11 protein-coding genes are annotated in these 14,153 nt (G+C 73.3%); 3 read left to right on the top strand and 8 right to left on the bottom strand.

Going from position 1 to position 14,153, the window contains the following annotated elements:
* The first annotated feature begins 79 nt into the window (after positions 1 to 79).
* The 3 genes from AC4BGC_RS21460 (at position 80) to AC4BGC_RS21450 (ending at position 5,072) form a co-directional block, all read left to right on the top strand.
* Complete coding sequence (locus AC4BGC_RS21460; protein WP_490557588.1) at positions 80 to 646, top strand: hypothetical protein; 567 nt, start codon at positions 80 to 82, stop codon at positions 644 to 646.
* Entirely contained in the window at positions 643 to 2,250 is a 1,608-nt protein-coding gene (locus AC4BGC_RS21455; RefSeq protein WP_490557587.1) for a GMC family oxidoreductase, read from the top strand. Before AC4BGC_RS21460 ends, AC4BGC_RS21455 begins: the two co-directional genes overlap by 4 nt.
* A gap of 74 nt (positions 2,251 to 2,324) precedes the next feature.
* Complete coding sequence (locus AC4BGC_RS21450) at positions 2,325 to 5,072, top strand: FAD-binding and (Fe-S)-binding domain-containing protein (RefSeq protein WP_490557586.1); 2,748 nt, start codon at positions 2,325 to 2,327, stop codon at positions 5,070 to 5,072.
* A 6-nt stretch (positions 5,073 to 5,078) separates the two neighbouring features.
* On the opposite strand, the gene AC4BGC_RS21445 is transcribed toward AC4BGC_RS21450, so the two are convergent.
* The 8 genes from AC4BGC_RS21445 to AC4BGC_RS21410 form a co-directional block, all read right to left on the bottom strand.
* Entirely contained in the window at positions 5,079 to 5,264 is a 186-nt protein-coding gene (locus AC4BGC_RS21445; RefSeq protein WP_490557585.1) for a nuclear transport factor 2 family protein, read from the bottom strand.
* Entirely contained in the window at positions 5,209 to 7,689 is a 2,481-nt protein-coding gene (gene pheT / locus AC4BGC_RS21440; RefSeq protein ID WP_490557584.1) for a phenylalanine--tRNA ligase subunit beta, read from the bottom strand. The genes AC4BGC_RS21445 and pheT overlap by 56 nt, the downstream gene beginning before the upstream one ends.
* Complete coding sequence (pheS, locus tag AC4BGC_RS21435) at positions 7,686 to 8,792, bottom strand: phenylalanine--tRNA ligase subunit alpha (RefSeq protein WP_490557583.1); 1,107 nt, start codon at positions 8,790 to 8,792, stop codon at positions 7,686 to 7,688. Before pheS ends, pheT begins: the two co-directional genes overlap by 4 nt.
* Positions 8,793 to 8,904: 112 nt before the next feature.
* A complete protein-coding gene (locus tag AC4BGC_RS21430) occupies positions 8,905 to 9,948 on the bottom strand; it encodes a sensor histidine kinase (protein WP_490557582.1) in 1,044 nt (347 codons plus the stop codon).
* A gap of 119 nt (positions 9,949 to 10,067) precedes the next feature.
* Entirely contained in the window at positions 10,068 to 11,099 is a 1,032-nt protein-coding gene (locus AC4BGC_RS21425) for a phosphatase PAP2 family protein (RefSeq protein WP_490557581.1), read from the bottom strand.
* 87 nt (positions 11,100 to 11,186) lie between these two features.
* Entirely contained in the window at positions 11,187 to 12,035 is an 849-nt protein-coding gene (locus AC4BGC_RS21420) for a PIG-L deacetylase family protein (RefSeq protein WP_490557580.1), read from the bottom strand.
* Positions 12,032 to 13,120 (bottom strand): glycosyltransferase family 4 protein, encoded by a 1,089-nt coding sequence (locus AC4BGC_RS21415; protein ID WP_490557579.1) that lies wholly within the window; start codon positions 13,118 to 13,120, stop codon positions 12,032 to 12,034. The genes AC4BGC_RS21420 and AC4BGC_RS21415 overlap by 4 nt, the downstream gene beginning before the upstream one ends.
* Positions 13,117 to 14,142 carry a lysylphosphatidylglycerol synthase transmembrane domain-containing protein gene (locus AC4BGC_RS21410; RefSeq protein WP_490557578.1) on the bottom strand — a complete coding sequence of 342 codons (1,026 nt, stop codon included), beginning with the start codon at positions 14,140 to 14,142 and terminating at the stop codon, positions 13,117 to 13,119. Before AC4BGC_RS21410 ends, AC4BGC_RS21415 begins: the two co-directional genes overlap by 4 nt.
* Positions 14,143 to 14,153 lie beyond the last annotated feature (11 nt).

The following is a 14,153-nucleotide window of genomic DNA, read 5'->3' as shown; positions in this document are numbered from 1 at the left end:
ATAAGGCGGCTGGCCGGGCGAGGTGGCGGTTCCTAGTGTGGCGAGGGTCACACCGCCCCACCACCCTTGGAGCAACCCCATGGCCGACGCCTCGACCACACCCGCCATCACCGACAGCGCCCGGGCCTCCCTGGTGCGCCTGCTCCGCGTGGCCTATCCGCACCCCAGCTTCCCCGACGGTCCCTACGAGCGGACCGCCGCGGAGGTGATCAGGCAGCTCGACGAGTCGCTGTGGCACCGGCTCACGCTGACCCAGGGCCTGGCATCGCTCGACGCCGCCGCCGGTGGCGACTTCGCCGGCCTGGACGACACGGCGGCACTGGGGCTGCTCCGGGGGATGGAGGACGCGGAGTTCTTCACCTTCGTGCGCAGCGTCGCCGTGGTCTTCCTCTACAACGACCACGAGACCTGGGAGCTCCTCGGCTACGAGGGGCCGTCCTTCGACCAGGGCGGCTACCTGCACCGCGGCTTCGACGACCTCGCCTGGCTGCCGCCGGCGCGGATCGAGGAGTACGACGGGCCCGATCAGCTGGTCGAGGTCGCCCCCGATGACCAGCCCGACGAGCTGCCGGCCGTCGACCCGGCAGCGCCCACGCCCGTGACCACGACGCTGACGACGCCCCTGACGACGGAGGCCGCACGATGAGCACCCAGGACCCCGGCCTCTCCCTGGGCCGCGACCACGGCAAGCCGATCGGCCACGACGAGGAGGTCGTGGTTGTCGTCGGCTCGGGAGCCGGCGGCGGCACCGTCGCCTACGAGCTCACCGCGCGGGGAGTCCCGTGCGTGGTCCTCGAGGCAGGCCCGCACCTGCTCCCGGAGGACTACGAGAACGACGAGTGGGCGGCGTTCAACCAGATGGCCTGGCTGGACAACCGCACGGCGTCGGGCTCGTTCCAGGTCGCGCGCGACTTCCCCAACCTGCCCGCCTGGCTGATCAAGGCGGTCGGTGGGACGACCACCCACTGGGCCGGGGCGACCCCGCGGTTCCGCGACTACGAGTTCCGCACCGCCACCCACTACGACGGCATCGAAGGCGCGAACCTGCTGGACTGGCCGATCAGCCTGGCCGACCTCGCGCCGTACTACGACCGCGCGGAGCGGGCGATCGGCTCCAGCCACCGGCACGGCCGTCCCCCGATGCCGGCCAACAACAACTACAAGGTGCTGGCCAACGGCGCCGAGAAGGTCGGCTACAAGTTCTTCGCGACCGGCCCCTACGGCACCAACTCCGAGCCGTACGACGGCCGGCCCGGGTCGGTCCAGGACGGGTTCAACTTCCAGGGGGACAAGCAGTCCTCGAAGTGGAGCACCGCCGTGCGCGAGATCCCACGGGCCGTGGCGACCGGGCTGTGCGAGCTGCGGCCCGAGTCCCAGGCCGTCCAGGTCACCCACGACGCCACCGGCCGCGCCGACGGCGTGCTCTACCTCGACAAGGACGGCAACCTGCACCGCCAGGCGGCGAAGGTGGTGTGCGTGGCCGGCAACTCGATCGAGTCCACCCGGCTGCTGCTGATGAGCGCGAGCTCGATGCACCCCGACGGTCTCGCGAACTCCTCGGGCCAGCTGGGGCGCAACTACATGCGCCACACCACCGGCTCGGTCTACGCACGGTTCGAGGAGCCGGTGCACATGTACCGCGGCGAGACCATGGCCGGCATCGTCGCCGACGAGGCGCGGCTCGACACCTCCCGCGGCTTCGCCGGTGGATACTACTTCGAGACCCTCTCCCTCGGCCCGGCCTTCCTCGCCTCGTTCGTCGAGCCGGGAGCATGGGGTCCGGAGCTGACCCAGCTGCTCGACGCCTACGAGAACACCGCAGGGCTGTGGATCGTCGGTGAGGACATGCCCCAGGAGAGGAACCGCGTGACCCTCAACCCGGCCGTGCAGGACCAGTGGGGCCTCCCCGTGCCCGACGTGAACTTCGAGGACCACCCCAACGACGTCGCGATGCGCGAGCACGCCTTCTCCCGCGCGGACATGCTCTACGAGGCAGTCGGCGCGCTCGGCACCCACCACACGCCGCCGTACCCGTCGACGCACAACCTCGGCACCTGCCGGATGAGCGAGCGTCCGCAGGACGGGGTGGTCGACAAGTGGGGTGAGGCGCACGACGTGCCGGGGCTGTTCGTCAGCGACGGCTCGGTGATGACCACCGGCGCCGCGGCCAACCCGACGCTGACGATCGTCGCGCTGGCGATCCGCCAGGCCGAGCACATCGCGGACCGGCTGGCCGGAGCGGGCTCCTGAGCACCCGGCACGCAGAAGCCGGCACCGGGCTCGCGTCCTCCCTCGAACGCGAGCTCGGTGCCTCTGCGTGCACCGTGAGCGGACGCGCGATCGACCTGCTCGCCCATGCCCACGACGCCTCGCACTACCTGCTCCACCCGCAGGTGCTGGTGACGCCCACGGGGGTCCCGGACGTCGCCGAGGTGATGCGCGTCTGCGGTCGCCTCGGCGTGCCGCTCACCTTCCGCGGCGGCGGCACCTCGCTCTCGGGCCAGGCGCTGAGCGACTCCGTGCTGGTCGACACCCGCGAGGGGTTCCGGCAGATCGAGGTGCTCGACGGCGGGGACCGGGTGCGGGTGGGTCCGGGTGCCACCGTGCGGTCGGTGAACGCACGGCTGGCCCCGCACGGGACCCGGCTCGGCCCGGACCCGGCCAGCGAGATCGCCTGCACGGTCGGCGGCGTGATCGCCAACAACTCCTCGGGGATGCAGTGCGGCACCGAGCTGAACACCTACAACACCCTGGAGTCGATGGTCGTCGTGCTGCCCTCGGGCACGGTCGTCGACTCCGGTGCGGCCGACGCCGCCCGCCACTTCGCCCAGGCCGAGCCCGAGCTGCACCGGGGGCTGGCCGAGCTGCGCGACCGGGTCCGCCGCGACCCGCGCTCGGTGGCGACCCTGGAGCGGCTGTTCAGCCTGAAGAACACGATGGGCTACGGGCTGAACGCGTTCCTCGACCACGACGACCCGCTGGAGATCCTCGTCCACCTGATGGTGGGCAGCGAGGGCACGCTGGGCTTCGTCGCCTCCGCGGTCTTCCGCACCGTCGAGGTGCTCCCCCGGGCCGCGACCGGGCTCTACGTCTTCGACGACCTCACCCAGGCGTCGAGGTCGGTCCCCGACGTCCTGGCCACCGGGGTCGCGACCGCGGAGCTGCTCGACGCGGCATCCTTGCGGGTGGCCCAGCAGGACCCCGGCTGCCCCTCGCAGATCCTGCGGCTCGACGTACGCCAGCACGCGGCGCTGCTGGTGGAGTTCCAGGCGCGCACGACCGAGGAGCTCGCCGGGCTGCGCGCGGACGCCGAGCCCGCCGTCGGCCGGCTGCCGCTGTCGATGCCGGCCGAGATGACCGCGGAGCCCCGGGAGCGGGCCAGCCTGTGGCGCACCCGCAAGGGCCTCTACAGCGCCGTCGCCGGAGCACGCCCCCAGGGGATGAGCGCGCTGCTGGAGGACGTCGCCGTGCCGGTGGCCAGCCTCGAGGAGATGTGCCGGGGGCTGACCACGATGATGGACGCCCACGGCTACGAGGACTCCGTGATCTTCGGGCACGCGCGCGACGGCAACCTGCACTTCATGCTCAACGAGCGCTTCGACGACCAGCGGCTGCTGGAGCGCTACGAGGCGTTCACCCACGAGATGGTCGACCTGGTCCTCGGGCTCGGCGGCACCCTCAAGGCCGAGCACGGCACCGGGCGGATCATGGCGCCCTTCGTGGAGCGGCAGTACGGCGCCGACCTCACCGCGGTGATGCGCGACCTCAAGCGGCTGGTCGACCCGGCGCAGACGCTGAACCCCGGCTCGGTGCTCACCGACGACCCGCGCGGCTGGCTGAGCGACCTCAAGCCCAGCACCCGGGTCGAGGAGGAGGTCGACCGCTGCGTGGAGTGCGGCTTCTGCGAGCCGGTGTGTCCCTCCCGGTCGCTGACCACCACGCCCCGGCAGCGGATCGTGCTGCGCCGGGAGATGGCGCTCGCCGAGGCCCGCGGGGACGACGACCTGGTCCTGGAGCTGCGCCGCGACTTCGAGTACGACGGCATCCAGACCTGTGCGGTGGACGGGATGTGCGCCACCGCCTGCCCGGTGCTGATCAACACCGGCGACCTGGTCCGCCGGTTGCGGGCCGCCACCGAGAGCCCCCGGGAGCGCCGGGCCTGGTCGTTCGCGGCCGGGCACTGGTCCGCGGCCACCCGCGGGGCCGCCGCCGCGCTCACCGTCGCCGACCGGCTCCCGGCCCCGGTGCCGGTGGCGCTCTCCCGGCTCGGTCGCGAGGTCGCCGGTGCCGAGCAGGTGCCGCTCTACGACCCGGGCCTGCCCCGGGGCGGCAGCGCCCGCTCCCCCGGCCCGTCCGCTGCTCCCACCGCATCGCAGGGCGAGCCGGAGGCGGTCCTGTTCGCCGCCTGTGTGGGGACGATGTTCGGCGGCGGGAGCACCGCCGCGCTGCGCCGGGTGTGCGAGCGCGCCGGGGTGGTCCTGCGAACCCCCGACGACCTCGACGGGCTGTGCTGCGGGACCCCGTGGAAGTCCAAGGGCCACCTCGACGGCTACGCCCGGATGGCCGACCGCGTGCGCGCGTCGGTGCTGGCCGCCACCGACGGGGGCCGGCTGCCGGTGATCGCGGACGCCAGCTCGTGCACCGAGGGGCTGGTGCAGATGCTCGCCCCCTCCGGGGTCGAGGTGCGCGACGCCACCGACTTCGTCGCCGACCGGGTGCTGCCCGGCCTGCGGGTCAGCACGCCGGTGCCGGCGGTGGTGGTGCACCCGACCTGCGCGAGCACCGCCCTGGGCAGCACCGACGCGCTCGTGCGGATCGCCGGCTTCCTCTCCGAGGAGGTCGTCGTCCCGGCCAGCTGGGGGTGCTGCGGGTTCGCCGGCGACCGGGGGCTGCTCCACCCCGAGCTCACCGCGTCGGCCACCGCCCCCGAGGCGGCCGAGATCGCCGGACTCGCGACACCGGCCGGGACGGCGTACGTCTCCAGCAACCGGACCTGCGAGCTCGGGATGCACCGCGCCACCGGCCAGGAGTACCGCCATGTCCTCGAGGTCCTCGACGAGGCCACCCGCTGACCCGGCTCAGGCGTCGGGGACCGAGCCGTGGAAGTGCCCGATCCTCCAGTCGTCGTCCCCGCGCACCAGCCACAGCGAGAGCCGGTGGCCGCACCCCAGTGGCTCTCCGAGAGCCTCGCCGGAGTTCGGGAGGAGATCAGGCGCGCCGCTCGGCCCCGTGCCGCTCGACCGCCAGCGCCACCGCTGCGTCACGGGCGGCCGAGGTCTCCGGCTCGGTCAGCGTCCGGTCCGGTGCCCGGAAGCGCAGCGCGAACGCCAGTGACTTGCGGCCCTCACCCACCTGCTGCCCGGTGTAGACGTCGAAGAGACGCACCGACTCGCACAACGTCCCCGCTCCCTCGCGCAGCGTCGCCGCGAGCTCCTCGGCCGGCAGGTCGGCTGCCACCACGAGGGCGACGTCCTCCTTGGCGACCGGGTAGGTCGAGAAGTCGGGCGCGGCCGGTACGACGTCCGCGCGGGACAGCAGCGCCTCCAGGTCCAGCTCGGCGACCGAGGTGCGCGGCGGAACCCCGAAGTCCCGGCACACGTGCGGGTGCAGCTCACCGGCGTGGCCGACCGAGATCTCGCCGACGAGCAGCTCGGCGCAGCGACCCGGGTGCCACGGCGCAACAGCCGCCGACCTCACGGTGAGCTCGAGACCGAGCGCCTCCGCGAGGACCCGCGCGGTCTCGATGACGTCGCTCCAGCCGGCTGCCCGGCCCTTGCCCCACCAGCCACCACGGTCGCGCTCACCGCACACGGCGAACGCGAGGTGGAGCGGCTGGTGCGGGACGGCTCGGTTCAGCGCCTCCCACTCCTGCTCGCTCGGGCGGCGGTCGACAGGCAGGATCGGTGCGCCGCCTCCGCGCGGGAGCGTGACCGGGGACGCCTCGAACAGGGCCAGGTCGTTCGCGCCGCGGCTGACGTTGCGGGCCACGGTGCGCAGCAGCCCGGGCAGCAGCGTCGTGGTCATCAGCGGCTCCTCGCTGCTCAGCGGGTTCGCCAGCCGCAGCGTCGTACGCCGGGCGTCGTCGGCCTCGAGCCCGAGCCGGTCGAGGTCGGCCTCCCCGACGAACGGGAAGTTCAGCACCTCGACGTACCCCTGGCCCGCGAGCGTGCGACCCACGCGGCGGCGCAGGGACTGCTCAACGGTGAGGCCGCGTCCGGGCGGCGCCTGCGGGAGCACGCTGGGGATGTCGTCGTACCCGACGATCCGGGCGACCTCCTCGACGAGGTCGAAGGGGTCGTTGAGGTCGGGACGCCACGGCGGCACCGTCGCGGTCAGCGTGTCCGCCGCCGCCTCGACCTCGCAGCCGACCGCCTCGAGGTTCGCGATCGAGGTGTGCGAGGCGATGTCCATCCCGGTGACGCGGGCAGGCAGGTCGATCGGGATCGTGATCGAGGGCTGCACGGGCGGCTCGCCGACGACGGTCACGCCGTCCTCGATGGTGCCGCCGCCGTACTCCGCAAGCAGCTCGGCGACCCGGTCGGCCGCGGCCTCGCAGATCGTCGGGTCGACGCCGCGCTCGTTGCGCTTGCCGGCCTCCGAGGTCAGCTTGTGGCGCCGGCCGGTGCGGAACATCGAGCGCGCGTCCCAGTGGGCCGCCTCGATCAGCACGCGAGTGGTGGTCTCGGACATCTCCGTGGTCTGGCCGCCCATCACCCCGCCGAGGCCGATGATGCCCGAGTCGTCGGTCACCACCAGGTCCTCCGGTGACAGGGTGCGGTCGTTGCCGTCGAGCGTGGTCAGGTGCTCGCCTTCGGTGGCGCGGCGTACCCGGATCGGGCCGGCGAGCTTGTCGGCGTCGTAGCCGTGGATCGGGCGCCCCAGCTCGAACATCACGTAGTTGGTGACGTCGACGGCCAGGGAGATCGGCCGCTGCCCGACGAGCAGCAGGCGCCGGGCCATCCAGTCCGGGGTCGGCGCGCTCGGGTCGAAGCCGGAGACGGTGCGGGCGACGAAGACCGGGCAGCCCTCGGCGTCGTCGACGACGACCGGGTAGCCGTCCGCGTTCGGCGCCGGGGTCTTCCGGTCGGCGGGGTCGTGGAACGCGACTCCGTGGGCGAGCGCCGCCTCGCGGGCGACGCCGCGCAGCGACAGCGCGTAGGCACGGTCGGGGTTGATCTCGAACTCGATCACCTCCTCGCGCAGCTTCAGCAGCTCGAAGACGTCGTCGCCCGGCTCCCCCGCGTCGGCGGGGAGCACCAGGATGCCGTCGTGGTCGTCGCCGAGGCCGAGCTCGCGGGTGGAGCAGATCATCCCGGCGGAGAGGTGCCCGTAGGTCTTGCGCGCGGAGATCTCGAACCCACCGGGCAGCACGCCGCCCGGGAGCACGACCACCACCAGGTCGCCGGGGGCGAAGTTGTGCGCGCCGCAGACGATCCCCTGGGGCTCACCGGTCCCGTTGGCCGCACCGACGTCCACGGTGCACCAGTTGATGGTCTTGCCGTTCTTCTGCGGCTCGGGCTCCATCGTCAGCACGCGGCCGATCACCAGCGGGCCGGTGATGTCGTGGCCGGGGCGCTCGATCGCCTCGAGCTTGAGGCCGAGCGCGGTCAGCCGAGCGGCGAGCTCGTCGACGGAGACGTCGGCCGGGAGGTCGGCGTACTCGCGGATCCAGGAGACGGGGGCCTTCATGACAGATCCGATCCGAAAGCGTTGGAGAAGCGGACGTCACCCTCGAACATGTCGCGCATGTCGGCGACTCCGTGACGGAACATCAGGGTGCGGTCGATGCCCATGCCGAAGGCGAAGCCGGTGTAGCGCGCCGGGTCGACGCCGCAGGCGGTGAGCACCCGCGGGTTCACCACGCCGCAGCCGCCCCACTCGATCCAGCCCTCGCCCTTGCAGGTGCGGCAGTCCTCCACGGCGGGCGACTGGCCGCGGCACACGAAGCAGCGCAGGTCGACCTCGGCGCTCGGCTCGGTGAACGGGAAGTACGACGGCCGGAACCGGGTCGTGATCCCGGCGCCGAAGATCGACTCGGAGAAGTGGTCCAGCGACCCCTTCAGGTGGGCCATCGTGATCCCGCGGTCGATCACGAGTCCCTCGACCTGGTGGAACATCGGGCTGTGCGTGGCGTCGTACTCGTCGGTGCGGAACACGCGGCCCGGGCAGACGACGTAGATCGGGGGCTCGCGGGTCAGCATCGTGCGCGCCTGCACCGGGGAAGTGTGCGTACGCAGCACCAGGTGGTCCTCGGGCGGGTCGGCCCAGAACGTGTCCTGCATCGTCCGCGCCGGGTGGTCCGGGCCGAGGTTGAGCGCGTCGAAGTTGAGCCACTCGGCCTCGACGAGCGGGCCCTCGGCGACCTCCCAGCCCATCGCCACGAACACGTCGGCGATCCGCTCGGACAGCGTCGTGATCGGGTGCCGGGCGCCCTTGGTGGCCCGGTCCCAGGGCAGCGTGACGTCGACGGCCTCCTCGACGAGCATCCGGGCCTCGGCCTCGGCCTCGAGCTCGGCCTGCTTCTTCGCGAGCGCCTGGTTGACCGCGCCGCGTGCCTGCCCGACCCGGCGGCCGGCGTCCTTGCGCGCCTGCGGGGGCAGCGCCCCGATCTCCCGGTTCGCCAGCGCCAGCGGCGACCGGTCCCCGGCGTGCTCGGTCCGCACCTGCTTGAAGCTCTCGAGGTCGGTGGCCGCGGCGATCGCCGCGAGGGCGCTCTCCCGCATCGCGTCCACCTGCTCCTCCTCCAGCGGGGTCACCTGGACCGGGTCGTACTCGGAGTTGGGGCCCGACATCGTTGCCTCTCGCTGGACTCACACGGAACAGTGCGCCTGCCAGTCTAGGAAGTCGGAGCCCGGACCGGCGAACCGACCGGCCAACCCACCGGCCAGCCGGTACCGCCTGCGGCTAGCTCCGCAGGTCCTCGCAGGGCCAGCGGACCTCGATCCGGGCGCCGCCGGAGTCGGAGTCGGTGATCTCGACCTCGCCGCCGTGGACCCGGACGAGGCCGTTGACGATGTACATCCCCAGGCCGCTGCCCCCGCGGACGCCGTGCTTCCAGAACTTGGTGAACACCCGTGCACGGATGGGCTCGGCGATGCCCTCGCCCTCGTCGTCGACGCGGATCCGCACGCCGGCGAAGGGCTCGGTGATCGCCGAGACGCTGACCTGGACGGTGCCCTCCCCGTGGCGCAGGGCGTTGTCGACGAGGTTGGTCACGACCTGGGTGCACTTGTCGGGGTCCGCGGACACCTGCGGGAGGTCGTCGTCGTACGCCGACTCGATGGTGCGGTGCGTACCGACCCGCAGCGACTCCACGCACCGCTCCACCAGGGCCTGCGGGTCCACCGGCCGGGGGTAGAGCGGGAGCCGCCCGGTGTCGATGCGGGCCACGTCGAGGAGCTCGGTGATCAGCCGGGACAGTCGCTCGGCGTCGGAGTGCACCGTGTGCAGCATCAGCTTCTTCTGCTCGTCGTTGAGCCGGTCCCACTTGCTGAGCAGGGTGGAGACGAACCCCTTGACCCCGGTCAGCGGGGAGCGCAGCTCGTGCGCGACGGTGGCCACCAGGTCGGAGCGGTCCCGGTCCAGCCGGGCCCGCCCGCGACCGGAGCGGATCACCAGGCCGACGCTGCCGACGGGGCCGAACCGGCCCACTCGGTTGATCCGTCCGGTGACCAGGACCTCGACGCCGGCAGAGGTCAACCAGGACTGCTCGGTGAGGCCGACCCGGCTGCCGAGCCCGTCGAAGGGGTTGTTCACGGAGTACCAGTCGTGGCTCTCCTGGTCCTGCAGCGCCATCACGTCGCGGAGGTGCTGACCGGGTTTAGCACTACGGCCGAGCAGCCGCTTCGCGACCGCGTTCACCACGGTGACCACGCCGTCGGCGTCCGCGATCACGACCCCGTCTGGCAGCTGGTCGACGACACTGGCGCTGGGCTCCTCCTGGTCCACGGGCGTCAGCCTAGGGTGCGGGCGCCGTCTCGACGGCCGACGCGCTGCCGCCGAGAAGGCGCTTCTCCCGACCAGCGCTCAACGCACGGGCCTCAACGCACGGGCCTCATCGCACCGGCTCACCGAACGGGAGCAGCCACGGCCCCGCGGTCGGACACCCGGGGCGAGACGGTCCACCGGCCGAGCCGCACGCTGACCCAGGCGATGAGCAGGCCGGCCACGTCGTCGAGGGCGAAGTGCCAGCCCAGGTAGACGGTCGCCACGATCGTGGCGACCAGGTAGACGGCGAGCACGCGGGCGGTGCGGCGCAGGCCGTAGTACGCCGCCATCAGCACGATCACCGCGGTCACGCCCACGTGCAGGCTGGCGAAAGCGGAGACCTGCGCGAAGGCGTCCGGCGCCCCCGGGTCCGCGAGCAGGTGGGCGCGCTGGGCCAGGTAGCGGGCCTGGGTGTCCTGGATCATCGTGTGCGGCAGGCCGGCGAACTCCTGGGGGGCCGACCAGAACGGGCCCAGTGACGGGATCGCGTAGTAGCAGGCGACGCCGAGGATCCACACCCACACCATCGAGGCGACGTAGACAGCGCCCTCACGGAGCCGCTCGGTGAGCACCACCGCGGCGACCAGCGCCACCGAGACCAGCGAGGAGAACGACTCGTAGACGACCATCAGCACGTAGGCGGCAACGTGCTCGCCCAGCAGGTCGTGCAGCAGCACCGCCGGGCTGTGCCCACCGAGCAGCCAGCGGTCCGCGGCCAGGAGCAGGTCGTCGCGGGGCCGGTTGAACACGTCCCAGCTCTTCAGGTTGTGGTAGCACAGGTAGACCAGCTGGTAGGCCAGCAGCAGGCTGCCGGCCCCGGCCAGCCGCAGCCAGGTCCACCGCGCCCGCGCCGCTCCCCAGGCCGCGCGGGGCGTACGCCGTCCGCCGGCGCGACCGGCCCGGACCCAGCCGTCGAGCAGCACCAGCACGACCAGGATCCACAGCAACTCGGCCCCGCGGCCCCAGAAGAAGCCCCCGTGGGGGTCCCGCACCGGGATGCCGACCTGCGCCGAGCGCACCAGGGTGATCGCGGCGAACACGGCGACCACGGCCCACAGCCGCAACATCCACCCCGGCGGCCCACCGAGCGGCGACCCTGCGCTGTGCTGCATCTGCGCCTCCCTGGTCGTTTGTCCTGTCCTGGTCTGGAGGGGTCTGGTCGGGTCTGTCTCGCGGCGCCGTCCGGTGGGCGGCCGGCCTCAGTCGCGTAGCGAGGCGAACACGTCCTCGAGCCGGTCGGGGGCCCGGCGGCCGTGCTCGACGTACCACTCCCGGCCGAAGACCACCCAGAACAGCGGCAGCGGTAGCCGCGCGAACCGGTCGAGCGCCCGGACACCTCCTCCACCCCGCCGCTGCGAGCCGTGTGCCGCGATCGCTGCCCGCTTCTGGCGCAGCGCCCCCCGCACCCCGACCCGGTGGGTGATCGTCCCGGGGTCGGCGAAGACCCGGGTGGTCGCCACCGGCGGGGCGCCGAGCGGGTGGCCGAGCAGGGCGAGCAACCGCAACCCGGTGGAGAACAGCCGCCCCGGGACCGTCGCCTCCAGCACGACCGGCGTCCCCGCCAGCCGAGCAGCGAGCACGCCCACCCGGTGCACCTGGACGTGGTCGGGATGCCCGTAGCCGCCGTTGGGGTCGTAGATCGTGAGCACGTCGGCCTGCTCCTCGTGCAGCACCGCGGCCAGGTCGGCCGCGCACCGGTCGGCGTCGGCGCGGCTGAACGACTCAGGCCCACCCAGCCCATGGTCGGGCCCAGAATCCAGCCCGGAATCCAGCCCAGAATCCAGCCCGGAGTCGGCGTGGCCCAGCCCCACCACCCGGGCACAGCCCAGGATCCGTGCGGAGGTGGCGAGCTCGGTCATCCGTACGCCGGCGAGGGTGTCGCCGGAGCCGTCCCGCTCACCGGCCAGCCCGCGCTCCCCCGCGGTCGCCGTGACCAGGACGACGCGGTGCCCCTGCGCCGCCGCCCGGGCGAGCAGTCCGCCGGTCAGCAGGGCCTCGTCGTCGGGATGGGCGTGGAAGGAGACCATCGTGAATCGCTGCCCGCTCATCGCGACTGCTCCACGCGTGGTGCCGCGCCCCGCGCCTCGGCGTAGACGCGCTCGTGGGTCCCCAGGGACCGCTCCCAGGAGAGGCCGTGCGCGACGGTGCGGTTGTGCTCGGAGATCTCCTGGCGCAGCGGCGCGTCCTCGACGAGGCGGACAAGGGCACGCCCCAGGCCGGTGTCGTCGACGCCGAGCAGCCCGTCGACACCGTCCTCGATGAACTCCACCAGGCCCGTGCCGCGCCGCCCCACGACCGGCAGCCCCACCGCACGTGCCTCGAGCGCAGCCAGTCCGAAGGACTCCAGGACCGCCGGGGCGACGTAGACCTCGGAGTGCGCCAGCTCCTCCAGCACTCCCTCGGGGTCGAGCCGGCCGGTGACCCGCACCCGGTCCGCGACGTGCAGCCGTCGCGCGAGCCGCTCCAGCCCGCGCCGCTGCGGACCGTCCCCGACGACGGTGAGCCGGACCGGTCGGCTGGTCGCCTCGCCGACTGCCGCGAAGACCCGCAGCAGCTCCAAGGGGCGCTTGCGGTGGGCGACCCGCATGGTGCTCACCAGCCGGACCTCCTGGCCCTCGGCCGGCGTGCGCGCGCGGGGTGCGGCGTCGACCGCGTTCGGGATCACCTGTACCCGGGTGCCGACGGGCAGCCGGCGGCGTACCTCGCCCGCCGCCACCCCGCTCACCGCCGTCCAGGTGACTGGCGCCGAGCGCAGCCCGCTCAGTGCCGCGGCCAGCGCCGGGACCGGTCCCATCCCGCTCCACAGCGAGTGCACCGTCACCACCGTGGGCACCCCGCGGCGGGCCAGCACCCCGGCCAGCGGAGCGGTGAACGGTGCGACCACCGAGACGTGGGCGTGCACCAGGTCGAAGTCCTCGGCGCGGACCCGGAGGCCCTGGGCCAGCGACCGCGCCCGGATCACCTGCACCGGTCCGGCGTCCGCGCTGGTCACGGTCTCCGCGGTGCGGGGGCTGGAGGTGAGCACGGTGACGCGGGCACCGTCGAGCGCCTGCTGCAGCGCCAGGCAGGCGACGTGCGCCTCGATGCCGCCGACCACCGGGGGGTAGTGGTCGGTCAGGTGCAGGATCCTCATGCGGCCGCCCCGGCCCGGGAGCGCGTCCCTCGCTGGCACCACAGCCAGCCCGCGAGCATGGCGCCGCCGAGCGGGATCTCCATCACCACCAGGAAGACGCGGCACAGCAGCACCCCGGCCACGGCCTGGACCGGCGAGAGACCGGACCCGACCAGCCAGGCGATGGCGCCCACCTCGGCGACCCCCGCGCCCCCGGGCGTGATCGGGACCAGAGTGCCGAGCCGCTCGATCGCCGCGGCCATCAGCACGACTGTCACCGGGGCCTGGAGACCGACCGCGCGCAGGCTGACGTCGAGCAGCGCCACCTGGGCCGCGATGTAGCCGACGCTGGCGAGGAGCAGCCGCGGTGCCCCGGCGCGGAGCAGCCCGCGGACCCGGGACCAGCACTCCACCGTCTGCTGCCGCAGCCGTCCGAGCACCACGACCCGGCTGCTCGTGCCGGGGCTGAGCCGGCGCAGCGCTGGCACCAGCAGCGCCGCCACCAACAGGGCCACCGCACAGCAGGCGGCCATCGCCCAGACGGTGGTCGGCACCTGCGCGGAGACCAGGACCAGCCCGGCCACCGCCACCAGCGGCAGCACCAGCTTGGTGAGCGCGTCCAGCGCGTTGGTGAGCAGGCAGTACGCCGCGAACGCATGGTTGCTGTGCCCCCACCGGGTCACCATCCGCCAGTTCAGCGCCGTACCGACGGCCCCGCCGAGCGGCACCACGTTGGCCACGGCGCTGCCGCTGAGGTTGAGCAGCAGGCTGCGGGAGACGCCGAGGCCGGGAAGCGCTGCGGAGAGCACCAGGCAGTAGACGGCCAGCCCGCCGAGCCAGATCGTGGTCAGCACGAGGAGCTGCTCGGCAGAGACACCCCGCAGGATCGCGGCGACCTCGCCCCACCCCACGTGGGCGACGCCGTGGGTGGCGGTCCACAGCCCGCCGCAGAGCACCGCCGCCACCAGGAAGGTCCTTCCCAGCAGCCGCGCACACGCACTGCGCCGCGACCTGCGGATCCGAGGCACAGGAGTGATCTCCATCACTTCAGTAC

The organism is Nocardioides sp. Z38_18 (genome assembly GCF_058215695.1).
The sequence above is the reverse complement of the archived record's forward strand: the minus strand, read 5'-3'. Positions and strand labels throughout refer to the sequence as shown.